Origin of the sequence: Pantoea hericii, assembly GCF_014155795.1 — a bacterium.
Lineage (GTDB): Bacteria > Pseudomonadota > Gammaproteobacteria > Enterobacterales > Enterobacteriaceae > Pantoea > Pantoea eucalypti.
This window is the reverse complement of record NZ_SCKV01000008.1, coordinates 164,464-187,427: the sequence shown is the minus strand read 5'-3', so window position 1 is coordinate 187,427 and position 22,964 is coordinate 164,464. Positions and strand designations below refer to the sequence as shown.

The window sequence follows — 22,964 nt, the reverse complement described above, 5'->3', positions numbered from 1 at the left end:
CCTCTGGAGGTTCCTGTGAGCGTGGGCGTAATAACCGGCATTGTGCTGGTGGTGTTGTTACTGGGCTATCTGATCTATGCCCTGTTAAATGCGGAGGCCTTCTGATGGCGGCCAATGCTTTTTTACTCATCGCATTTTATCTGGTGCTGCTGATGGTACTGGCGCAGCCGCTCGGACGGGGTCTGGCCTCGTTAGTGGCGGACAAGCCGGTGTTTGCCCGCCTGGAAACGCCACTGTGGCGCCTGCTGGGCGCGCAGGCGTCGGACATGCGCTGGCCGCACTACCTGCTGGCGATTCTGCTGTTCAACGCGCTGGGTTTCGTGGTGCTGCTGTCTATATTGCTGCTGCAGGGCTCGCTGCCGCTGAATCCTCAGCAGCTGCCTGGCCTGAGCTGGCATCTGGCGCTGAACACTGCCGTGAGCTTCGTGACCAACACCAACTGGCAGGCTTACAGTGGCGAAAGCACCCTGAGCTATTTCAGTCAGATGGTGGGCCTGACGGTGCAGAACTTCCTCTCTGCCGCGACCGGTATCGCCGTGGCCTTTGCGCTGATCCGTGGCTTCGCCAATCGCAGCTCTGCGACCCTGGGTAACGCCTGGCGCGATCTGACCCGCATCACGCTCTACGTCTTACTGCCGATCAGCCTGCTGATGGCGCTGTTTTTTGTCAGTCAGGGCAGCATCCAGAACTTCTCGCCTTATCACAGCTTCTCCACGCTGGAAGGCGTGCAGCAGACGCTGTCGATGGGACCGGTGGCGTCGCAGGAAGCGATCAAAATGCTGGGTACCAATGGTGGCGGCTTCTTTAACGCCAACTCCGCCCATCCGTTTGAGAACCCGACGGTGCTGACGAATCTGGTGCAGATGCTGAGCATCTTCCTGATCCCGGCAGCGCTCTGCTTCGCGTTTGGCGAAAGTGTGCGTGACCGTCGTCAGGGCCACATGCTGCTGTGGGCGATGACGCTGATGTTTGTGGCGGCGGTCGCCGTCGTGATGTGGGCCGAACTGCAGGGCAACCCGCATTTCCTCCAGCTGGGGGCCGACAGCGCCATCAACATGGAAGGTAAAGAGACACGCTTTGGCATCCTTAACAGCAGCCTGTTCGCGGTCATTACCACTTCTGCCTCCTGCGGTGCGGTGAATGCCATGCATGACTCCTTTACCGCGCTGGGCGGCATGGTGCCGATGTGGCTGATGCAGCTGGGCGAGGTGGTATTTGGCGGTGTTGGTGCCGGCCTCTACGGCATGCTGCTGTTTGTACTGCTGGCGGTCTTTATTGCCGGACTGATGATTGGCCGTACCCCGGAGTTCCTGGGTAAAAAAGTCGATGTGTGGGAAATGAAAATGACCGCACTGGCGATTCTGGTTACCCCGGCGCTGGTGCTGATTGGCACTGCACTGGCGATGATGACCGACGCCGGGCGCAGCGCGATGGCAAACCCGGGCATCCACGGCTTCAGTGAAGTGCTCTATGCGGTCTCTTCGGCTTCCAATAACAACGGCAGTGCCTTTGCCGGACTGAGTGCCAACACGCCGTTCTGGAACCTGTTACTGGCTGTCTGCATGCTGCTGGGCCGTTTCGGCATCATCATCCCGGTGATGGCGATTGCCGGTGCGATGGCGGTTAAAAAAGTGCAGCCGGTAGGTAACGGCACACTGCCAACTCACGGTCCGCTGTTTATTGCACTGCTGATCGGCACCGTGCTGCTGGTGGGTGCACTGACCTTTATTCCTGCTCTGGCGCTGGGCCCGGTGGCTGAGCATCTGCAACTTGTTCAGGGACAATCCTCATGAGTCGTCAACAACAGGCGTTATTTGACGCAGCCCTGCTGCGTACCTCGGCCTGGGATGCGGTGAAAAAGCTCGATCCCCGGGTACAGTTCCGTAACCCGGTGATGTTTGTGGTCTACCTCGGCAGCATCCTCACCTCGCTGCTGGCGGTGGGCATGCTGACCGGGCGCATCAACGGCAGCGCCAGCTTTACCGGGGCGATTGCGGTCTGGCTCTGGTTCACCGTGCTGTTCGCCAACCTGGCAGAGGCGCTGGCAGAAGGGCGCAGCAAGGCCCAGGCAAGCAGCCTGAAAGGCGTCAAAAAGACCAGCTTTGCCAAAAAACTCTCAGCGGCGCGCTATGGTGCCGAGTGGCAGCAGGTCAGTGCCGATGCGCTGCGCAAAGGCGATGCGGTGCTGGTAGAAGCGGGCGATATCATTCCCTGTGACGGTGAAGTGATGGAGGGCGGTGCCTCAGTGGATGAGAGCGCCATTACCGGTGAATCTGCACCCGTAATCCGTGAGTCAGGGGGTGACTTTGCTTCCGTGACGGGCGGTACCCGTATTCTCTCTGACTGGCTGGTGATCACCTGTAGCGCCAACCCGGGCGAAACCTTCCTTGACCGGATGATCGCCATGGTGGAAGGCGCAAAACGCCGCAAAACGCCAAATGAGATCGCCCTGACCATCCTGCTGGTATCACTGACCATCGTGTTCCTGCTGGCGACCGTGACGCTCTGGCCGTTCTCGGCATGGGGCGGCACACCGGTCAGCGTCACGGTACTGGTGGCACTGCTGGTCTGTCTGATCCCGACCACTATCGGCGGCCTGCTGTCGGCGATTGGCGTGGCGGGGATGAGCCGGATGCTGGGTGCAAACGTCATCGCGACCAGCGGTCGTGCGGTGGAAGCCGCAGGGGATGTGGATGTGCTGATGCTGGACAAAACCGGCACCATCACGCTGGGTAACCGTCAGGCGACCCAGTTCCTGCCCGCGCCAGGCGTCAGCGAAGAGCAGCTGGCGGACGCCGCGCAGCTCGCCTCGCTGGCCGATGAGACGCCGGAAGGCCGCAGCATCGTGGTACTGGCGAAACAGCGATTTAACCTGCGTGAACGCGATCTCAGCAGCATGGACGCCAGCTTTATTCCGTTCTCAGCCCAGACCCGCATGAGTGGCGTGAATGTGCAGGATCGGCTGATCCGCAAAGGCGCGGTCGATGCCGTTCGCCGTCATATCGAAGCGAACCATGGTCGTTTCCCTGCGGAAGTGAATGCGCAGGTGGAAGAGGTGGCTCGCAGTGGCGGCACGCCGCTGGTGGTGTCAGAAGGCGCAAATGTGCTGGGTGTGGTGGCGCTGAAAGATATCGTGAAAGGCGGCATCAAAGAGCGCTTTGCCGAACTGCGCAAAATGGGTATTAAAACGGTGATGATCACCGGTGATAACCCACTGACCGCCGCGGCGATTGCCGCAGAAGCGGGCGTAGATGACTTCCTGTCAGAGGCCACACCAGAAGCCAAACTGGCGCTGATCCGTCAGTATCAGGCCGAAGGCCGTTTAGTGGCGATGACCGGTGACGGCACCAACGATGCGCCAGCACTGGCGCAGGCGGATGTGGCGGTGGCGATGAACTCCGGGACCCAGGCGGCGAAAGAGGCGGGCAACATGGTCGACCTCGACTCTAACCCGACCAAGCTACTGGAAGTGGTGCACATCGGTAAACAGATGCTGATGACGCGCGGTTCGCTGACCACCTTCAGTATTGCCAACGACGTGGCGAAATATTTCGCCATTATCCCGGCGGCGTTTGCGGCGACCTATCCGCAGCTCAACATGCTTAACGTGATGCAGCTGCACTCGCCCGCCAGCGCAATCCTGTCGGCGGTGATCTTTAACGCCCTGGTGATTGTCTTCCTGATCCCGCTGGCCCTGAAAGGCGTCAGCTACCGCCCACTGAGCGCCGCTGCGCTGCTGCGCCGCAACCTGCTGATTTATGGTCTGGGTGGCCTGCTGGTGCCGTTTGTCGGCATCAAAGCGATCGATCTGCTGTTAGTGTTTTCAGGCATGGCCTGAGGAGAGAAAAATGAGTCAGTTACGTCCGGCAATTTTACTGTTGTTGCTGCTTACGCTTGTCACCGGCGTGGTTTATCCTTTGCTTACTACTGGTCTGGCGCAATGGCTGTTTCCGTCCCAGTCCAGCGGCTCGCTACTGGAGGAAGATGGCGTGGCGCGCGGGTCAGCACTGATTGGCCAGAATTTTACCCAGCCCAACTATTTCTGGGGCCGCCCTTCAGCCACAGGCGATAAACCCTATAACCCGCTCTCCTCAGGCGGCAGCAACCTGGCCGCCAGCAATCCGGCGCTGGATAAAGCGGTAGCCGATCGCGTCGCTGCGCTGCGGGCCGCGAACCCGCAGGCATCGGCTGCCGTGCCGGTCGAGCTGGTCACTGCCTCAGCCAGCGGGCTGGACCCGGATATTTCGCCGGAGGCCGCGCGCTGGCAGGCGCCGCGTGTCGCCGCCAGCCGCAAGGTGCCGGTGGCGCAGGTCGAGGCGCTGATTGAAAAGATGACGCATCGTCCACTGATGCCATTCCTCGGCACACCGACAATCAACGTGTTGCAGCTGAATATGGCGCTCAACGAACTGTAATGGTGTTAAGGAAGCGATGAACCACGAACCCCAGCGTCCCGATCCCGACGCGCTGCTGCAGGCTAACCGCGAAACGCATCGCGGGCAGCTGAAAATTTACTTTGGTGCCTGTGCTGGCGTGGGCAAAACCTACGCCATGCTGCAGGAGGCACAGCGGCTGCGTGCGCAGGGTCTGGATGTGCTGATTGGCGTGGTAGAGACCCACGAACGGCCGGAAACCGCACAGCTGCTGACAGGATTAACCCTGCTGCCGCGTCGCGCGACCGGCCGCTCGCGTCATGCAGAGTTTGATCTCGATGCCGCGCTGGCCCGCCATCCTGCCGTCATCCTGATGGATGAGCTGGCGCACACCAACGTTAAGGGCTCGCGCCATCCCAAGCGCTGGCAGGATATCGAGGAGCTGCTGGAAGCGGGCATCGACGTCCTGACCACCGTCAACGTGCAGCATCTTGAGAGCCTCAACGATGTGGTCGGCGGCGTCACCGGCATTCAGGTGCGCGAAACCGTGCCCGATCCCTTTTTTGACAGTGCCGACGAAGTGGTGCTGGTCGATCTGCCGCCTGACGATCTGCGCCAGCGATTGAAAGAGGGCAAAGTTTATATTGGCGATCGTGCTGAGCGCGCCATCGAAAACTTTTTCCGTAAAGGTAACCTCTTCGCCCTGCGTGAGCTGGCGCTGCGCCGCACCGCCGATCGGGTAGACGATCAGATGCGCGCCTGGCGCGATCAGCAGGGACGGGATCGGGTCTGGCACACCCGCGACGCTATCCTGCTCTGTATTGGCGACGACAGCGGCAGTGAAAAGCTGGTGCGCACCGCAGCCCGACTGGCGGCGCGACTGGGCAGCGAATGGCACGCGGTCTATGTTGAAACGCCCCGGCTCAACCGGCTGCCGGAAGCACGGCGACGGGCCATCCTGCGCACATTACAGCTGGCACAGGAGCTGGGCGCGGAAACCGCCACCCTTTCTGAACCGGATGAAGCGGAAGCGGTGCTGGGTTATGCCCGCGAACACAATCTGGGCAAAATCGTCACTGGCCGTCGCCCACTCCGGCGCTGGCGGCGTGACAGTTTTGCTGAACGACTGGGCCAGCTTGGCCCGGATCTCGATCTGCTGGTCGTGGCGCTGGATGAGCCACTGAAAGATGCGCCGCATCCGCTGCCGGATGGTCGTGTTAACAGCGAAAAATGGCGCATTCAGCTGCGCGGCGTGATGATGGCGCTGGTGCTCTGCATCCTGGTGACCGCAGCCGGGCAATCGGTGCTGATCAATTTCGATCCCGCCAACTGCGTGATGATCTACCTGCTGGCGGTGGTGATCGTGGCACTACGCTATGGCCGCTGGCCGTCGGTGATCGCCACGGTGATAAATATCGTCGCCTTCGACCTCTTCTTTGTGGCCCCCACCGGCACGGTGGCGGTCTCCGACCTGCAATACCTGGTGACCTTTGGCGTGATGCTGGCGGTCGGCGTGATTGTCGGGAATCTTACGGCAGGCGTGCGCTATCAGGCGCGGGTGGCGCGCTACCGCGAGCAGCGGGCGCGTCAGCTCTATGAGATGGCGAAATCGCTGGGCAGCGCGTTGACACCGCAGGATATCGCCGCCACCAGCCAGCGTGTGCTCGACGCCACGCTACAGGCGCGCTGCCTGCTGCTGCTGCCCGATGAGCAGGGCGAGCTGAAAGCGGTGGGCGATGCGTTACCGGCCAGCGAGCCGGATCGCGCGATTGCTAAATGGAGTTACAGCAAAGGCCAGCCTGCAGGCGCGGGCACCGATACCTTACCGGCAGTGCCTTATCAGATCCTGCCGCTGAAAAGCGGCGCGCAGTGCCGGGGATTGCTGGTGGTGGAGCCGCAGAACCTGCGTCAGCTGATGATTCCTGAGCAGCAGCGGCTGGTGGAAACCTTTACGGTGCTGATCGCCAATGCCCTGGAGCGGATGGCGCTGTCTCACAGCGAGGCAGCGTCCCGTCTCTCAGCTGAGCGTGAACAGCTGCGCAATGCGTTGCTGTCGGCGCTGTCACACGACCTGCGCACCCCGCTGACCGTACTGTTTGGTCAGGCAGAAATGCTGATGCTTGACCTGGCCAGTGACAACTCAAAATATGTGCCGCAGGCCAGCCAGATTCGCGAGCAGACGCTCAGCACCATCCGGCTGGTAAGCAACATGCTGGATATGGCGCGCATTCAGTCGGGCGGCCTCAATCTGCGGGAAGAGTGGCTGGCGCTGGAAGAGGTGATTGGTGGGGCGCTGAGCAGCATGGCACCCTCGCTCAAGGGGCATGAGGTCCAGCTCGACCTGCCGGATGACATCGTGCTGATCAAAGGGGACAGCACGCTGCTGGAGCGGGTTTTCACTAACCTGATAGAGAACAGCCTGAAGTATGCCGGTAATAGCGCGCCACGCGGCATCCGCGCCTGGCGTGCAGCATCACGACTGGAAATTGCGGTCTGGGATGGCGGACCCGGCATTGCCGAAGAGGATTTAACCCGGATATTCGATAAGTTCTGGCGCGGCAATAAAGAGTCGGCGGTGCCGGGCGTCGGGCTGGGTCTGGCGATCTGTAAAACCATTATCGAGAGCCATGGCGGCCAGATCTGGGCCGAAAACCGGCCCGAAGGTGGCGCGGCATTTCGTCTCTCGCTGCCGCTGCCGCCCGCCCCTGAAATTTCTGACGAAGGGCTGAAATAACTTCACAGTGGATCAGTTATACTGCCGGTCCTGTTTGATTATTCGTGGGATTGTATGGAACGTTTTACCGAAAACCTGATGTATGCATCGCGCTGGTTGCTGGCTCCGGTTTACATTGGACTTTCGCTGGGATTACTGGCGCTGACCATTAAATTTTTCCAGGAAATTTTCCACCTGCTGCCCAACATTTTCAGCATTGCGGAAAACGATCTGATTCTTCTGCTGCTCTCACTGGTGGATATGACGCTGGTTGGCGGCCTGCTGGTGATGGTAATGCTGTCGGGTTATGAGAACTTCATCTCTAAACTCGACATCGACGAAGACAAAGAGAAGCTGAGCTGGCTGGGCAAGATGGACTCCGGCTCGCTGAAAAACAAAGTCGCTGCCTCCATCGTTGCCATCTCGTCGATTCACCTGCTGCGGGTGTTCATGGAAGCGCGTAATGTCGAAAACGACAAACTCATGTGGTACGTGATTATCCACCTGACCTTTGTGCTCTCTGCCTTTGTGATGGGCTGGCTGGACAAAATGTCGCGCTACGATAAAAAGTAAAATATCCCCCTGGTGGCCCGCTGACGCGGGCCTCTGCGTTATCCTTTCCGATCTGTTTTCCCTGAACGACCTGCTGGCTGCGACGCCGGACGCGTGCCCGCCAGTTGCGGCATCACCTCTTTAATCATCGCAAAAAAGTGTTGCAGCCTGGCCGGGTAGTAACTCGCCCAGGGATAAGTCAGCCACACCGGCAGCGGTGGTGCCTGCCACGCAGGCACCAGCTGAACCAGGTCGCCATCGGCTAAATCTTCCTGGACCGCCCAGGAGGAGACAATTGCCGCACCCATGCCCGCCAGCGCCGCTTTGCGCACCGCATATAAACTGTCACTGCTCAGCCGTGGCGTAATCGCCAGATTCACTGGCTGGCCATCGTCAATCTTTTGCAATGCCACTTCGTTACGGTAAAAACTGGTGAGGGCCAGCCATGGCAGATCACGCAGCTGTTCAATCTGCGCTATGGGCGGATACTGTGCCAGCAGGTGCGGGGCCGCCACCACAATGCGCGGCACTTCGGCCAGCAGAACCGCCACCACCGAGGGATCGGTTGGCGCACCGACCTGAATGGCGCAGTCGACATTCTCGGCCATAAAGTCGGGCGTGCGATCGTTCAGCATCCACTCAATATTGAGCCGGGGATAGCGATGCAGATAGTCCACCAGTGGGGCGATCAGCTGATCCTGGCCAAAGGCGTGCGGGGCACGAACCCGCAGTGTACCGACCGGATCGGCACTGGCGCCGGTCAGCTCATCTTCCAGCGTATGCCAGGTCGCCAGCAGCTGCCGTGCCTGGGCGTAGCAGCGTTCACCATCATCGGTGAGTTTCAGCGCATGCGTGGTGCGCAGGATCAGCTTCAGCCCCAGCCGCTGCTCAAGGGTCTGCAGCCGACGGCTGACGGTAGGTTGTGTCGTACGCAGCTGGGCCGCGGCGGCCGATAAGCTGCCACTCTCGACGATACGGATAAAGGTCTGCATCAGGTCGATGCGATCGCTGCTGTTAGGATTGTTCATACGTACCACGCATAACGGTTTTGCCTGATATCAGTCTACCGCGTATAACCGCGATGCGCTTTAATGGTTGTACGAAATGAAGAGGATTACAGCATGTCAGCCATATCAACCCAGACTCAAAATGAATCGCTCTCCACACCGCTGGTGTTTACCCTGGCCGCGGGTGCCGGACTCAGCGTTGCGTCGATTTACTACAGCCAGCCGATGCTGGATATCATCAGCAAACAGTTTAACGCAGGCATTGGCGCAGTCGGTATGGTGCCGATGCTGACTCAGGCGGGCTATGCCCTGGGCATTCTGCTGCTGGCGCCACTGGGCGATCGTCATGACCGTCGCACCATTATCTTTATCAAGGGCTTACTGCTGGTGGCAGCGCTGCTGCTGTGTGGTTTTTCCGGTGGGCTCAGCGCGCTGCTGATTGCCAGTTTTATCACCGGCCTGACGGCTACGGTGGCGCAGGATATTGTGCCTGCATCGGCGGCGCTGGCCCCGGAACGCAGCCGGGGTAAAACGGTCGGCACGGTGATGACCGGGCTGCTGGTCGGCATCCTCTTGTCGCGGGTGGTCAGTGGGGTGGTGGCGGAGTATTTCGGCTGGCGCACCATGTATATGATTGCCGCGCTGGCGGTGCTGCTGATTACGCTGACGCTGTGGCGTGTGCTGCCGCGCTTCACACCGGGTACCTCGGTAAGCTACCCGCGCCTGCTGCTGTCGCTGGTGCATCTGTGGCGTCACCACCAGACGCTGCGCCGGGCCGCGCTGGCGCAGGGTCTGCTGTCAGTGGCCTTCAGCGCCTTCTGGTCGACACTGGCGTTAATGCTTAGCGACCGCTTTCATCTGGACAGTGCCGTTGCCGGAGCCTTTGGTTTAGCCGGTGCAGCGGGCGCCATGGCGGCACCGCTGGCGGGCAGTTTTGCTGACCGCATTGGTCCGGCAAGGGTCACGCAGGCGGGTGCCGCGCTGGTGACGATCTCTTTTGCGCTGATGTTCCTGCTGCCATTACTGCCCATGCCGGCGCAGCTGGCGCTGATAGTCGTCTGTACTATCGGCTTTGATTTAGGCGTACAGGCCACGCTGGTGGCGCATCAGACGCTGGTCTACGGCCTGGCCCCGGAAGCACGTAGTCGCCTTAATGCCCTGCTGTTTACCGTGGTGTTTATCGGTATGGCGACCGGTGCGGTGCTGGGCAGTCTGGCGCTGGCACACTGGGGCTGGAATGGCGTGGTTGCACTCGCCACCATAGCTGGTGCAGCCGCTGTCGCGGTCCGCTTCGCCAGTGGTCACCTGAAAAACTGACACCTCGCCCGTCAAAAAATGTGCCAGGCTTATTCATAAACCCGAAATATTCTGGAGTGTTATGAACTTTTTAGCCTGGACAGCAGCGACGGGCGGCCTCCTGCTGCTGATGTCGCTGGCTTCCGGTTGGATTCACCGGGGGCCAGTTACCTCATTTGGCCTGTTTCTGATCGCGGGTATGCTGTGCGGCCCGTGGGGATTTGATGTTATCCACCTTGATATCGTTACCCATTCCGAAGCCGTGGCCCACATCACTGAAATCACCATGGCAGCCTCGCTGTTTATCACCGGTCTCAAGCTGCGTCAGCCGCTGCAGAACAACTGCTGGCACACCGGGCTGAAGCTGGCCTTTCCCGCCATGTTGCTCACCGTCGCCGCGATGACCCTGCTGGCACACTTCCTTGTGGGATTAGACTGGCCGATTGCGCTGGCGTTTGGGGCGATTGTCGCACCCACCGATCCGGTGCTGGCGAGCTTAATCTCGGTCAATGATGCGCAGGATGATGACTCGCTGCGTGTGGCAATATCCAGCGAGGCGGGCATGAACGACGGCTCCGCATTACCACTGCTGATGCTGGCGCTGCTGCTGTTCAATGGCGAAAGCCTGAATGGCGCGATGCTGGCGCACTGGGGCGCGGTCGAAGTGCTCTGGGCGATTGGCGGCGGTCTTGTCATCGGTTTTGTGCTGGGGCAGTTGATCGGCATGCTGGCGACCCGACTGCGCAATGCCAATGGCGATGTCGCACCCAATGATTTTCTGGCGCTGGCGCTGATAGCACTGAGTTATTCACTGGTGGAGTGGCTGGGTGCTTCCGGCTTCCTGGCTGCCTTTGCCGCCGGGCTGGGATTACGCCGCGCAGAACTGGGCGTGTTCCGTCGCCATCAGCCGGACGATCTCTCTGACGACGAGCGTATATTGCCCTCTGAGGCGCTGGTAAATCCTAACATGCGTCTGGCGCATCAGGGCGGCACGAATATGGTCAAATCGATTGGGTTTGTAGTAGGCGACGCCCTCTCTTTTGGCGATACTATTGAACGTTTACTGGCGGCTGGCATGATGGTGGTGCTGGGCGTCACACTGGCGCAGCACTGGAACATCTACGGCGTGCTGATTGGCCTGGTGCTGTTTGCGGTGGTGCGACCGCTGGCCGTCTGGCTGGTAACAATGCGAGCCGGACTGCCGCTGGGGCAGCGTCTGCTGATTGGCTGGCTGGGCATCCGGGGGATTGGCAGTCTGAACTACATCGCCTATGCCTGGACGCACGGGATGCAAGGCCCGCAGATGGAAATTATGACCAATATGGCGTTAACGCTGGTGGTCTGCAGCGTGGTGGTTCACGGCACCACCGTAACGCCGCTGCTGAACTGGCGTCAGAAGCGCCTCGAAGCCCTTCAGCGCAAGGTTTAACCCGAACGAACAGGAGTTAAGAATGAAAGTAACTCAGATAGTGCTGCTGAGTATCCTCGCCACCGGTAGCGCGCTGGCGGCGGATGACACTGACACTGAGCAGAATGTTTACGCCAGTCAGTTATGCCACATCGTCAGCGGTGAGAAAAAGGTCGCCACTGCAGATCATTACGTTGAGCAGATGAAATCGACCGTGGCGGGCGGCCAGTCACCGTCGGCGATGAATCAGCCCGAATTCGACGAAGAGTCTGCGCGTGAAGTGGCCAGTGCCTGGCTGCAACTGGGGGACGATGAGCGAGCCAAACTGCGCGTCAACGAACAGCAGTGTGAACAGGCCGTGATGGCGCAGTTCCAGCAGGAAGATTAACCAGACGGAATGAAATAAAACGCGCCTGCCGGGCGCGTTTTTTTATGGCTTTTCAGGGGCTGTTGCGTACATAATCGCCAGCCAGTGCACCAGACTTGCATTTGTTCATACTTCTTTAGCCTACCGCAACGGTTTGCTGACATTTCGGGCTTCACACAACAGGCATTATGATTACGCGTCGACGCTTTATTCTCGGCACGGGAGCGCTCGGGCTCTCCATGACCACCGGCAAATTATTTGCCCGCGATGACATTATTCCCCTCTGGCCGGATGATCCGCCCGGCGGCGGCGGCCCATCCGGCCAGTTAAATATTAACAGCACCGGTTCCTGGTCAAATATCGTCAGTCCGGCCATTCAGCGCTTTAAACCGGAAAACCCCAATGGTGAAGCCGTATTAATCGCTGCAGGCGGCGGTTATCGCTGGATCGGTATGGGCCGCGAAGCCTGGCCGGTGGCGCGCTGGCTCAATGCCAGTGGCTATACCGCCTATGTGCTCAGCTACCGGTTGCCGCATGAGAAGTGGCAGGCGGGACGGCTGGCACCGCTGCAGGATGCGCAGCGTGCCATCCGGCTGGTGCGATCTTTTGAGCGCAAAGTGCATGCACTGGGCTTCTCGGCAGGTGGACATCTGCTGGGATTGGCGGCGGCGCGGCCAGATTTTGCATCGTATCCGGCCATCGATCCGCTGGATGAAGTGGTGCCGAAAGTCGACAGTGTTGGCCTGATCTATCCGGTTATTACCCTGGAAGCGCCTTATCAGCACACTAATACCCATCTGATGATGGTCGGCAAAAATGCCACGCCGCAGGATGAGGCGAACTGGTCAGTGCAGAACTATGTCACCCGGCAATATCCGCCCACGTTTCTGGCGCAGGCCGAGGACGATCACACCTCAAATCCGTTTAACACCGAGCTGATGCGCGACACCTGTCGCCGCAACCGCGTGCCGGTTGAGCTGATTCAAATCAGCAAAGGCGGACATGGATTTGGTCTTGGCAAGGCGGGCACGCCCGCGGCGTTATGGGATCAGGCGTATGTTAAGTGGCTGGAAAACCTCCGTCAGGTTGCATACCTGGGCATGCACGACTCATCCCTGTAACCCTTCCCCTTGCGACTGACGTAAAAAAAGCCGGCATTCGCCGGCCTCGCGACAGTAGCGATTTTCAGGATTGAAGCGACACAGGTTAAAGCTTGTGTGCAGGCAGAGGCCGCCTGATTAAAACTGATAGGTCAGGCCCATAGCGATACTGTCTTTCGTCGAAATGCCGGTGGCACGCGTAAAGTCGTTTTCCTTCAGCAGGTTAATGCGATAGTCCACGTAGGTCAGCATGTTCTTGTTGAAATAGTAATAGGTGCCCACCGCAATATATTTCTGCATCGTCTGACTGCCCCCGGCAAAAATTCCTGCGCCCTGCAGGTTTTCGCCACGCTGCGTGACAAAACCGACTGAAGGGCGCAAACCATTCAGGAACTGATACTGCGCAATTGCCTCAACGTTATGGGTTTTGTCAGCGACCTGTGCCAGCTGTCCATAAGGCGTAACGTCACTGGCTTCGCCATACATGGCGGCCAGATAGATCTGGCTGGCATCATATTTTGCAGAGGTTACCCAGGCGGTGGCATCGTCTCCCTGACCGTCAGCTTGCTGAGTCAGCGTCCGTTTTGCTTTCATCCCTGCCGCCGCAATGCTCAGTCCATCGGTAATGTTGTAAGTCAGGCCAGCACCGTAACCATCCCCGTTAGCCAGTCTGGCGGTTGCGCGGTCATTTTTCCCTTGATACTGCAGGGTTAGCTTTAATCCACCCCACTCCGGAGAGTGCCAGGTCGCGAGGCCGGTTGAGCGTTTTGACAGGAAGTTATCGTTAGTGGTCATGGTGCCGGAACCGTAGACCGGTGCCATATCCGTATAGGCGGAGGCGGTATACAGTACCCCAAAGCTACGGCCATAATCGAACGAGCCGAAGTCGACCATTTTCAGACCTGCAAAGCCTAAACGTGTGGCATTCCCCGTTTGCGCGTCGCTACCGCCTTCACTGTGATTCAGCTGGAAATTGTATTCCCATTGACCATAACCGGTAAGCTGATCATTAATTTGCGTCTCACCTTTAAAACCCAGGCGTGCATAAGAGTTGTCGCCATCTTCTGCAATATTATCTGAGAAAACATGGCGCGCATCGACTTTACCGTACAGGTCGAGCTTATTTCCATCTTTATTATAAATTCCAGCGGAGCATGCAGAGAATGAGACCATGAAAAACATTGCATACGGCGCGGCTGTTTTTATTTTATTGTGCATATCATCTGCCCTTTTCAGTTAGCTGAAGCATGAGGAAGTTACCGCTCAGGACGGTATTTATTTCAATCTCACATTCGTATTGTTTAATCGATAAATCATGAAATGGTGATATCGGCCATAAAGGTTATGGCCATTTTTTATAATGACTTTCCCTGGTGTTATTACATTCTGGTAGCGTATTTCCTGGTGATTTTTTATTAAAAGGCTAAGTCAGGTATATCGCTTAATACGGTTTGCGCGCCCGCATCAATATATTTTCGGGCAAGAACCGGGTCATTGATCGTGGCAATCGCGAATTCAATACCTGAACGGGCCAGTCGCGCCAGGTCTTCGTCTGTCGCGAAGTCACCCAGGAAATGCAGGATCTGGCAACCTGTTCTGGCGAGAAGCGCCGCGGGGTCTTTCGGCGGGACGCAAACCGCCAGCCCGCGGGGTACGTCAGGCATAAGCCGTGCGGCAACCTGCAGCGAAATCTCAGAAAAACTGCTGATGAATAATTTCTTCTCGCTTGCTGGCCACAGTGATTTCAACTGAGCGATCGCAATCTCCGCCGTCTCCACTTCCTGCCCGGAGGTGGGTTTGATTTCCAGTTGTAGCCCGACGCCTTTATCCAGTACAAAGCCGACTGTTTCAGCCAGTGTAGGCACTTTCACGCCCCTGAAAAGGTGGCCGTAACATACGCCAGCCTCCAGCGACCGGATCTCATCCAGGGTCAGATTCGCCACATAGCCTTTGCCATTCGTTGTCCTGTTTACGGAATCGTCATGAATAATGACCGGGTGCATATCTTTGGTGAGTTTGACATCCACCTCTATCCACGTTGCGCCGTGTTCCACCGCCGCCAGAAACGAAGGTAGCGTGTTTTCCGGTGCCAGTAGCGGTGCTCCCCGATGGGCAATCAGACGGGAGTTCACTACACGTGCAGGGTGTTTTTGGGTCGACATTATTGGCGTTACCTTCTGTTAGGGTGATATCGCAGGTCTACCTGAGCAAAACCTGGTTAGAAAATTCGGTTCTGACTTCATCACCCAGCGGTTTAGGCATGAACTGGGTGCCATGGATACGCTCTTTGCTGTTAATCAGTCCGGCATCACGATTTACGTCTTTGTTTTGAGGCGTAATGCCATAAACCTGCTGAAACAGCCGTTGGGTGGTGGGCAGCGTCAGCCAGTGGATAAACAGCAACGCTGCCGCTTTATGGGGGGCGTTTACAGGTATCGCCACCATATTTCCGCCGCCGGGCATGCCGAAATCGGGGATATAGAGCCGGATCGTTTTCGGGACTTCACCGTGGTTTTCTAATCCCACCAGATAATCTTCCCAGGCGGGGACCAGCAGGAATTCACCGCTGACCAGCCGGGTGACGCTGTCGGCGTTGGAGGCCGTAATGATGTAGTTGGGGCGCTGCTGTTTGAACCAGTTCCAGGCCGGCTGCAGAGCCGTCAGGCTTTTTAGATCCGCATCGCCTTTCGTGAAATCAAAACCCGGTACCCGTGTGCGCGTCACCGATTCAATAAAGGCCGGGCCGGATCCGCCGTTTTCAACGTTGAAGCCAAACTCCTGACGATGACGCTGCAGAAAGGCCGTAATCTGCGGCAATGTTCGCGGTAACTCACTTTCTTTCAGGCGGCGCGAATCGTAGGCCAGACCGGTCTGGTTGCCCCAAAATGCCACGCCATAGCCTTTACTGTCCGTTCCCTCAATGGTGTAGTTCAGGGTTTTGCCTGCCGGCAGCAGTGTATTAATCGGGCCAAAAAACGTTTTCTGAGGTGATACGGTCCCGAATGCCCCGCCGCCAATCGAAAACAGATCAATGTCACCCGTATCCCGTCCCCGGTCTGCCATGAGTTTATTAATATTACCCTGTAGTGTGCCCTCAGAGAGGGTAACGTTAATACCGTACTGTTTTTCAAACAGGCTGACCTGCTCTTTTAAACGGTCCTGGTAATACCATTGATACCAGGTTAATTCCCCTTCTTTTTTCGCCTGTTCGACAATCTGTTCCCAGTTCATCGTAGTTAAATCCTGAGCCTGGCTACAGAAAGCCCCGGCCAGCAATAATATTGCAGCAACGAATCTGAACATATGTTTCCCCAATAACGCGAATTAAAGACTGTCAGCCTTTTCCTGCAAAGGCGGCGACAGGATTTCTTGTCAGTAATTTTTCTGCAATCAGCATTAAAATGACATTTGGCACAACCAGCATTAAAGAAATGACCGCCGCATTGGGTCGAATAAAGTTATAACCCAGATAAGAATAGAGAATGGCCGGGACGGTAATAAAATCGGGTGAGCCAACAATAAAACTTATGGCGAACTCTTCTATTGATAACGTAAAAACAATAATTAGTGCGGCAAATATTCCCGGCCTGATGGTGGGCAGGCAGGCGACTAAAAAACGGTTTATCACCGAAGCGCCCATATCCCGTGCCGCATCAAGCGTGTCCTGGCGTATCTGCGAAAACGACAGGGTGAGAATGCGCACGGCATAAGGCATCAGGATAATAATATGCCCCAGCAAAATGCCGCCAAACCGGCTGTGAATGCCCGCCACGTTAAGCAACATGGAAAAAAACAGTGCCACGACAAAGCCCGGAACGATAAGCGGCAATAAGATCGCATTCTGTAAAAAATGTTTGCCCGTAAACGACATTCTGCCAAACGCCCACGCGGCAGGCAGAGACAGCATCAGCGTGCAGACGGAGACGGTTGCCGCCAGTAAATAGCTGTTCCTGAGCGCCTGCGGTAACGCGGTCGTGGTCCAGACTTCCACCCAACGGCCCAGTGAGACAACCGGCGGCAGCGCATCTGGCCATGCCCACGGATGGGTTTTATCGACCAGTGACCACAGGACGGTCAACATAAAGGGAATGACCAGCCACAGCATAAACAGGGCGGTGATAATGATCATCATGACGATTCGCAGCGGGGATAAGGTCTCTCTGGCTTTCATGATCGCTGTTCTCCGGCTTGTTGTAGCCACTTCGCCAGGGCGGCAAGCACGACTGCACCGACAAAAGCCGCCAGCATTAAAATCACGGCGACAACCGCGGCAAGATTCCAGCCCTGGGCGCTGATTTCGGGGAAGCGCAGCATGTATTGCGAAAGAGAGAACACGCTGGTCGGCCCCGCAACGACCTGGAATGAAAAGTCACCTAATGCACCGATGAAAATCAGCACCAGCGACACCTGAACGGACTTGATAGATAAAGGCAGAATGATCTGTAACAGCCGGGCAGCTCTGCCGGCACCCAAATCCCGCGCGGCATTAAAAATTTCGTCACCAATCACGCGCAGGCTGCCGGTAATAATCAGCAGCGCATAGGGAAGCTGTTTCCAGACCTGCAAAATAATCACGCCCGTTCCCCAGCGGTCATTTTGCATCCTGATGGGGTGAGAGATGATCCCCAGCTTGAGCAAGCCCAGGTTAATAAAACCCTGCCAGGAAATCAGATTGATAAACAGCAGCGCGGCAACCAGTCCGTGCACCATCAGCGGGGCTTTAAGCAAACCGCCCATCAGCATTGAGCCGGGAAAGGGTTTTCTCAGCCACAGTGCCAGCGGGAGCGCCAGCGCGACGGACAGAACGGCACTGATGACGCCAATTTTGAGTGAATAGCCTGTCGCGCGCCAAAGCTGACTGTCGTTCAGGATGGTTTGCCAGTACTGAAGTGTGAAATGCGCCGGCGCGCCAAAATTAAACAGACCAACGGACTGCGCCAGCGCCATGATGACAATCAGCACCAGCGTCAGCACGACCGGCGCGACGGCAGGCAAAACCAGCAGCCAGCTAAGCCTGTTGCGGTTGCGCATTTTCATGAACAGCTTTCCTGTAAAAAACGGATTCTGTCTGGCGCAATGGAGAAGTTAACCCGATCACCTTCCTGTATGGTGTTTTTGCCGACTAACTGGATACACCACTGATAGTCTGTTTCTTCATGCCCAATCGGATGAACCTGGAGTTCAGAAATATTGCCAAGAAAACTCACGGCACCGATCTCAAAAGCCCGGGTGTTTTTCCCCGTATCCTGTTCGCTCAGCAGGGCATCCTCAGGACGCCAGAAGGTATAGACCTTGTCCGAGACGGGCGGCTGGTGACTGTGTATTTCCATTTCGCCCATGACACACGCAATACGATAAATACCGCTGCTGCTATCTCCGTCCAGTACGCGGGCTTCCATCACGTTAGCCTGACCGACAAAACCGGCGACAAAGCGGTTTATCGGGGAATAATAGATCTCATCCGGCGTACCGATTTGTTCGATCTTTCCGGCATTCATGACCACCACAACGTCAGACATCGACAGGGCTTCTGCACGGTCATGGGTAACATAAATGGCGGTAAATCCATGGGAGCGCTGAAGCTGTCTGATCTCCAGTCGTACCTTGTCCCGTAATTTGGCATCCAGATTTGACAGCGGCTCATCAAACAACACGATTTCCGGACGCACGGCCAGCGCTCTGGCAAGCGCCACGCGCTGCTGCTGACCGCCGGATAACTGCGCCGGCAGTTTAGGCAAATGCGCATTGAGTGATACCTGAGCAGCGGTCTGCGCTACGCGATCGTGAATATCCGTTTTTGCCATCTTCATCTGCCTGAGGCCAAAACCGATATTTTCAGCAACGGAAAGGTGAGGAAAAAGCGCATAGGACTGAAAGCACATCGCCGTGTCGCGATGTTCAGGTTTGACATGATGCATGTCCTGCTGGTGGATCAGTACTTCGCCACTATCAAGACTGTAAAAGCCGGCAATGACTTTAAGCAGCGTGGTTTTGCCACAGCCAGAGGGGCCAAGCAGGGAAACAAATTGCCCTTTTTTGGCCTGCAGTGAAATGCCGTTCAGCGCGACAAAATCGTCAAATGTCAGCATGGCATTGTGGATTTCTAGCGTGTTCACGTGGTCTGCTCCGTCATAAAATGCCAGGGATTTCTCAATTAATGCGATTCGCATAATAATCAGGCGTAGTGAATTTAAGCAATTTCAGAGAGGTTAAGAATTTATTAAGTTTTTAAAACCTATATTTAACAGGTTAATGTAAGGTTTATTTGAAATCGTATGTTTAACGCGCTAATTATTTTAATGCATTATGATTAATATTAAGTTCAGAGGGTTAAGATGCTCTGGCAGAGCGCACACAGCGGGCAGGGCAGCGGGGAGACGCTGTCCTGAAATGCAGTGATAAGGTAAGTCCGGGGCAATGCGTGGTCAGGCAGGCGTAAATCGAGGATAAGGGATAAACCGGGCAGAAAGGCGGTTCATTTCGGGCGTGCCGACACTCACATGTGTGCTGCTTTTTTCCTGTGTGCCGGCAAGATGCGCATCCAGTCCCGCCGCTTTACAGAGGGCATAGCCCGCAGAAACGTCCCACATGCTGCTAAAACATTCCTGATAACCGTCGACGTAACCCAGCACGCTAAAGGTTAAACCGACGGTGGCACAGCGATAGCGCACAACATTCCAGCCGTCGTCCCGATAGGCCTTTTCAATACAGAGCTGATGGGTGAAATCCCATGATGGACTGTCGCCAATCGCCACGGTTTTAAGCCCCCCGGCGATCACAGGCCGTTCAAAGGGTTCACCATTCAGATAAACACCTCTCTCTTTGCCGCCGCTCAGCATGAGGTTTAAAACGGGATGGACGATCACGCCCATAACCGGCTCGCCATCCTGCACATAGCCAACAGAAATCCCCCACAATGACGAGCCGCGCAGGAAGTTACTGGTCCCATCAATAGGATCAACAGACCAGTAGCTGGCGCTGAGCTCACCGCCATACTCTTCACCGATAACAGGATCCTGTGGGAAATGATCTCCCAGACGCTGCCGGATCAGATTTTCCACTTCCCGATCGGCTTCACTGAAGACATCCTGCGGCCTTTTTTCGCAGACCTCTAATTCACTCAGCTGTCTGAAATAGTCCAGAGCCAAAAGTGAAGCCTCTTGTGCGATACGTTCAGCAACCTTTAAGCGCGTTTCCATTGTTTACCTGATGCATAAAAAGAAGCGTGTGTATGGAGGCAAAACCCAGTGCACAGCGAAAATACCCATCCGGACATCAGGCTCGCTTTTAATATAATGCTCACTGCATGATATTAGAGTGTCTCTCTGCTATGTTTCACTATTATGATGCTTTTATGATCGCGATAAGCAGGGCAGGAGAGGCTGAAAATCAGCACATTTTACGAAAACATAAAGGCAGGGCCCTTTACTATTCGTCATGCATAAAAGCATGCTAGGGTATTAACAGAACCCATTATTAAATATGGTGAGGACAACGCTGTGGTTCATGGATATTCCGCTGGTCATGATGTCGAACTTAATCGCAGTGAAAAACTCATTCTGGAGCTTGTCCGCCGTAACGATGGCATTTCCCGCTCCTCACTGGTTTCGCAAACCATTTTGAATCAGTCATCTGTTCACCGTATTGTTGATACGCTGACCGAAAATGGCTTTCTCAGCCTGGGGGAATCGCCGTCCCAGGGAAGAGGCAAGCCCAGCCCGTCGTTATCACTGAATGCGAATGCACGTTATGGTTACGGTATCTCTATTAACTCAGACAGTGTTGCCGCCAGCCTGATTAATTTCCGGGGCGGTATTACAGAATACTGCGTACTGGACACGCATCCGCGCGACCCTGCCCGTACCTTACTCAATATCAAACATCACTATCTGGATACCTTAAAACAATACGGTATTTCGCCAGAAAAAGTCTGTGGTGTGGGATACAGCATGGCGGGCTTTCTTTATGATTCCCGAAAGTATTTCAATCCGCCTGAACCTTTAAAAAACTGGATGGGGATCGATCTGCGTCGTGAAATTACCATGTTATTTGATCGGCCGGTATGGATTGAAAATAACGCCACGACGGCGGCGCACGCTGAAGCCTTTTTAGGCGCCGGGCTGAAATACGATACGTTTGGTTATCTCTCTTTTAATTATGGATTCGGCGGTGGCATCGTGATTAACGGTAAACCGTTCCAGGGTGCATTTGGTAATGCGGGGGAGATCAGCCGTATTTTTACGCCGGAAGAGGGCAAGCTGCGGCCGGCTCTGGGGATCCTGATCGATCGGTTACGTCACGGCGGTATTGAAATTAAAGATATTCGCGATCTCAATCATAAATTCGATCCGGCCTGGCCGATTGCGCAACAGTGGGTAGAAGAGGTAACGCCAAACCTGCATCGGGCAATGGATGCCATGAATGCGGTGATCGATCCCGCGGCCATTATATTAGGAGGCGAAATTCCCCGTAAGCTGGGCGAAATGTTCTTAGCCATGCCGCGGACGTGTTCGGGTAAACGCTGGGACATTTCTGCGGAATATCCGGATATTCTGCTAAGCGCCATTGAGGGAGACAGTTCGGCACTGGGCGCGGCACTGACGCCGTTGCGGGAAACCTATTTTAATTAAGGCCGTTACCCGCAGAACAACGTTTCAGCGGGTAACGGATGCGCATGAGGTGAGTTACTAGCGCATTGTCACAAACTCTTCCGCTGCGGTCGGGTGGATCGCCACGGTGTTATCGAAGTCTTTCTTGGTCGCACCCATTTTCAGTGCCACGGCGAAGCCCTGCAGCATCTCATCCATGCCGAATCCGATGCCGTGAATACCAACAATCTTCTCATCGGCACCCACACAGACCAGCTTCATGCGGCACGGCTGGCGATGCTGGGTGACCGCGGTGTACATAGCGGTGAACGACGATTTGTAGACCTTCACCTGGTCATCGCCATACTGTTCGCGCGCCTGTGGCTCAGTCAGTCCCACGGTACCAATCGGTGGATGGCTGAATACAACGGTCGGAATATTGCTGTAATCCAGATGCTCGTCCGGTTTGTTGTTAAACAGACGCTCAGAGAGACGACGGCCAGCGGCAACCGCCACCGGTGTCAGCTCAACCGCACCGGTGTTGTCACCCACAGCATAAATGCCTGAGACATTGGTGTTCTGAAACTTGTCGACATTGATATAGCCTTTGTCGTTCAGCGCCACGCCCGCAGCTTCGATGTTGAGGTTATCGTTGGCTGGCTCACGGCCAATCGCCCAGACCAGACAATCGACAATATATTCACTGCCGTTTTCCAGCTGCAGCGTCAGGCTGCCATCGCTGTTTTTAATCACGGCTTTTGGAATGGATTCGGTGTGCAGCGCCGGGCCTTCCGTGTTCATCACTTCGACCAGCGTCTCGGTAAGCAGCGGATCGAAGCTGCGCAGTGGTGCATGTTTACGCACGAACAGGTGGGTTTCTGAGCCCAGCGCATTTACCACGCCGGCCAGCTCGACCGCGATGTAGCCCGCGCCGATCACGGCGGTGCGTTTTGGCAGGGCATCCAGCTCAAAGAAACCGTCGGAATCAATGCCGTACTCCGCACCCGGAATATTGGGGTGAACCGGACGACCGCCGGTGGCGATCAGAATATGGTTAGCCGTAATAATCTCGCCGTTAACTTCAACGCTGTGCGCATCGACAAAGCGGGCAAAGCCTTTGATCACTTCAACCTTGTTCTTACCCAGCACGTTGTCGTAAGAGTTATGGATGCGGTCGATGTAGGCGCTGCGGTTTTTCACCAGTGTGGCCCAGTCGAAGCGATTCACCGTGGTGTCAAAGCCATAATCCGGCCCGTAGAGATGGATAGCTTCGGCGATTTGTGCAGCGTGCCACATGATTTTTTTCGGCACGCAACCCACGTTTACGCAGGTGCCGCCCAGCTCTTTTGCTTCAATCAGGGCACATTTCTGGCCATACATAGCTGCACGGTTAATTGAGGCGATGCCGCCGCTGCCGCCGCCAATGGCGAGATAGTCGAAATGTCGGGTCATTGAAGTATCCATCCGGTTGCATAAAAAATTGGGGTTGAGTGTAACGCTGGAGGTCGAAATGACGCAAAGTTTGCGCCTATGATTGTAATAGGGTTCTGTTTTTTCACT

The 22,964-nt window shown here is 56.2% G+C and carries 20 protein-coding genes; 11 read left to right on the top strand and 9 right to left on the bottom strand.

Going from position 1 to position 22,964, the window contains the following annotated elements:
• Nucleotides 1–15 precede the first annotated feature (15 nt).
• Genes kdpF through H7K52_RS17350 form a run of 6 tightly spaced genes read left to right on the top strand, consistent with a single transcriptional unit; the run spans nucleotide 16 to nucleotide 7,659 of the window.
• On the top strand, nucleotides 16–105 hold the full coding sequence (gene kdpF, locus H7K52_RS17375) for a K(+)-transporting ATPase subunit F (protein ID WP_010253443.1): 90 nt from the start codon (nucleotides 16–18) through the stop codon (nucleotides 103–105).
• The gene (gene kdpA / locus H7K52_RS17370; protein WP_003852084.1) at nucleotides 105–1,793 is read left to right on the top strand and encodes a potassium-transporting ATPase subunit KdpA; all 1,689 of its coding nucleotides are present in this window, start codon (nucleotides 105–107) and stop codon (nucleotides 1,791–1,793) included. Before kdpF ends, kdpA begins: the two co-directional genes overlap by 1 nt.
• Nucleotides 1,790–3,838, top strand: coding sequence for a potassium-transporting ATPase subunit KdpB (gene kdpB / locus H7K52_RS17365; protein ID WP_105099943.1), 2,049 nt, complete (start codon nucleotides 1,790–1,792; stop codon nucleotides 3,836–3,838). The genes kdpA and kdpB overlap by 4 nt, the downstream gene beginning before the upstream one ends.
• Nucleotides 3,839–3,848: 10 nt before the next feature.
• The gene (kdpC, locus tag H7K52_RS17360; protein ID WP_039661149.1) at nucleotides 3,849–4,415 is read left to right on the top strand and encodes a potassium-transporting ATPase subunit KdpC; all 567 of its coding nucleotides are present in this window, start codon (nucleotides 3,849–3,851) and stop codon (nucleotides 4,413–4,415) included.
• A 16-nt stretch (nucleotides 4,416–4,431) separates the two neighbouring features.
• Nucleotides 4,432–7,107, top strand: coding sequence for a two-component system sensor histidine kinase KdpD (gene kdpD / locus H7K52_RS17355; RefSeq protein WP_110410937.1), 2,676 nt, complete (start codon nucleotides 4,432–4,434; stop codon nucleotides 7,105–7,107).
• 54 nt (nucleotides 7,108–7,161) lie between these two features.
• Nucleotides 7,162–7,659, top strand: a complete 498-nt coding sequence (locus H7K52_RS17350; RefSeq protein ID WP_003852093.1) for a TIGR00645 family protein — start codon at nucleotides 7,162–7,164, stop codon at nucleotides 7,657–7,659.
• A gap of 38 nt (nucleotides 7,660–7,697) precedes the next feature.
• Here the strand turns inward: H7K52_RS17350 and H7K52_RS17345 are convergent, their stop codons facing one another.
• A complete protein-coding gene (locus H7K52_RS17345; protein WP_182630266.1) occupies nucleotides 7,698–8,666 on the bottom strand; it encodes a LysR family transcriptional regulator in 969 nt (322 codons plus the stop codon).
• 93 nt (nucleotides 8,667–8,759) lie between these two features.
• Here H7K52_RS17345 and H7K52_RS17340 point away from each other — a divergent pair, with 93 nt between their 5' ends.
• From H7K52_RS17340 to H7K52_RS17325, 4 genes are all read left to right on the top strand, one after another.
• A complete protein-coding gene (locus H7K52_RS17340) occupies nucleotides 8,760–9,962 on the top strand; it encodes an MFS transporter (RefSeq protein WP_182630265.1) in 1,203 nt (400 codons plus the stop codon).
• Between the two features lie 61 nt (nucleotides 9,963–10,023).
• Nucleotides 10,024–11,370, top strand: coding sequence for a cation:proton antiporter (locus tag H7K52_RS17335; RefSeq protein WP_003852099.1), 1,347 nt, complete (start codon nucleotides 10,024–10,026; stop codon nucleotides 11,368–11,370).
• A 22-nt stretch (nucleotides 11,371–11,392) separates the two neighbouring features.
• Nucleotides 11,393–11,737, top strand: a complete 345-nt coding sequence (locus H7K52_RS17330) for a hypothetical protein (RefSeq protein ID WP_008926325.1) — start codon at nucleotides 11,393–11,395, stop codon at nucleotides 11,735–11,737.
• 167 nt (nucleotides 11,738–11,904) lie between these two features.
• The gene (locus tag H7K52_RS17325) at nucleotides 11,905–12,837 is read left to right on the top strand and encodes an alpha/beta hydrolase (protein WP_003852102.1); all 933 of its coding nucleotides are present in this window, start codon (nucleotides 11,905–11,907) and stop codon (nucleotides 12,835–12,837) included.
• A gap of 117 nt (nucleotides 12,838–12,954) precedes the next feature.
• On the opposite strand, the gene H7K52_RS17320 is transcribed toward H7K52_RS17325, so the two are convergent.
• The 7 genes from H7K52_RS17320 to H7K52_RS17290 all read right to left on the bottom strand — a co-directional run bounded on the left by H7K52_RS17320 (nucleotide 12,955) and on the right by H7K52_RS17290 (nucleotide 20,015).
• Nucleotides 12,955–14,034 carry a porin gene (locus H7K52_RS17320; protein ID WP_310736404.1) on the bottom strand — a complete coding sequence of 360 codons (1,080 nt, stop codon included), beginning with the start codon at nucleotides 14,032–14,034 and terminating at the stop codon, nucleotides 12,955–12,957.
• Between the two features lie 197 nt (nucleotides 14,035–14,231).
• Nucleotides 14,232–14,978 (bottom strand): glycerophosphodiester phosphodiesterase family protein, encoded by a 747-nt coding sequence (locus tag H7K52_RS17315; RefSeq protein ID WP_003852105.1) that lies wholly within the window; start codon nucleotides 14,976–14,978, stop codon nucleotides 14,232–14,234.
• A 37-nt stretch (nucleotides 14,979–15,015) separates the two neighbouring features.
• Nucleotides 15,016–16,119, bottom strand: a complete 1,104-nt coding sequence (locus H7K52_RS17310) for an extracellular solute-binding protein (protein ID WP_033743318.1) — start codon at nucleotides 16,117–16,119, stop codon at nucleotides 15,016–15,018.
• A 31-nt stretch (nucleotides 16,120–16,150) separates the two neighbouring features.
• Entirely contained in the window at nucleotides 16,151–16,987 is an 837-nt protein-coding gene (locus H7K52_RS17305) for an ABC transporter permease (RefSeq protein WP_182630264.1), read from the bottom strand.
• Nucleotides 16,984–17,853 carry an ABC transporter permease gene (locus H7K52_RS17300; protein WP_182630263.1) on the bottom strand — a complete coding sequence of 290 codons (870 nt, stop codon included), beginning with the start codon at nucleotides 17,851–17,853 and terminating at the stop codon, nucleotides 16,984–16,986. The genes H7K52_RS17305 and H7K52_RS17300 overlap by 4 nt, the downstream gene beginning before the upstream one ends.
• Nucleotides 17,850–18,986, bottom strand: coding sequence for an ABC transporter ATP-binding protein (locus H7K52_RS17295; protein WP_154926875.1), 1,137 nt, complete (start codon nucleotides 18,984–18,986; stop codon nucleotides 17,850–17,852). Before H7K52_RS17295 ends, H7K52_RS17300 begins: the two co-directional genes overlap by 4 nt.
• A 255-nt stretch (nucleotides 18,987–19,241) precedes the next feature.
• Complete coding sequence (locus tag H7K52_RS17290) at nucleotides 19,242–20,015, bottom strand: inositol monophosphatase family protein (RefSeq protein WP_008926320.1); 774 nt, start codon at nucleotides 20,013–20,015, stop codon at nucleotides 19,242–19,244.
• Between the two features lie 300 nt (nucleotides 20,016–20,315).
• On the opposite strand from H7K52_RS17290, the gene H7K52_RS17285 reads away from it, so the two are divergent.
• Nucleotides 20,316–21,446, top strand: coding sequence for an ROK family transcriptional regulator (locus H7K52_RS17285; protein ID WP_003852110.1), 1,131 nt, complete (start codon nucleotides 20,316–20,318; stop codon nucleotides 21,444–21,446).
• A 57-nt stretch (nucleotides 21,447–21,503) separates the two neighbouring features.
• On the opposite strand, the gene gorA is transcribed toward H7K52_RS17285, so the two are convergent.
• Nucleotides 21,504–22,856 (bottom strand): glutathione-disulfide reductase, encoded by a 1,353-nt coding sequence (gene gorA, locus H7K52_RS17280; protein ID WP_008926318.1) that lies wholly within the window; start codon nucleotides 22,854–22,856, stop codon nucleotides 21,504–21,506.
• Between the last annotated feature and the right edge of the window lie 108 nt (nucleotides 22,857–22,964).